This is a genomic window from Putridiphycobacter roseus (genome assembly GCF_003234935.1).
GTDB lineage: Bacteria > Bacteroidota > Bacteroidia > Flavobacteriales_D > Crocinitomicaceae > Putridiphycobacter > Putridiphycobacter roseus.
Map to the genome: position 1 here is coordinate 1 of NZ_QKSB01000090.1, position 530 is coordinate 530.

1 protein-coding gene is annotated in these 530 nt (G+C 43.8%); it reads left to right on the forward strand.

Features of this window, described 5'->3' with window-relative positions:
- Positions 1-497 (forward strand): hypothetical protein (locus DNU06_RS17640; RefSeq protein WP_233503080.1); only part of this gene is annotated, 497 nt, incomplete at its 5' end.
- Positions 498-530: the final 33 nt, after the last annotated feature.

Genomic DNA, 530 nt, shown 5'->3' on the forward strand with positions numbered 1-530 from the left:
CTCACTACTCCGAATTGTACATGATGATGCACTACATGGGTATGATGCACACCTGCACCGTACATCAACATGAAGTCCAACACGGATTATATCACCAAAAACATGTTGAAGCATTCCAAGTACCCAGTGAATGGACCATGTTCATAGGCGAAGCTGAAAAGAGCGCTCAACATGGAGTATTCCTTAAGAAGGTTGAAGGCAAAGGCAAACACATGCTTGCCATGAAAACCGTACATGGAGCACACTCTGTGGAAATCCATCCAGAAGGTGAACATGGCGAACATTACAAGATCCTTGTCGATGGCAAGGAAATTGCACACAACATCGATTACCATACCGAAGATTGGTTCGCCCTTATGGTACGTCCACACATCCACGGTGTCGTCATGACCACCTTCCACTACCAACTTCATATGGAATACGTTGGTGACAAAGTCATCATCGAAATTCCCAAGGTTCATGGTGTCCAGTTCTATGGACACTGCTTGAAACATTAAGACATTTCATTTCTTTAAAACATTTAATGCGCC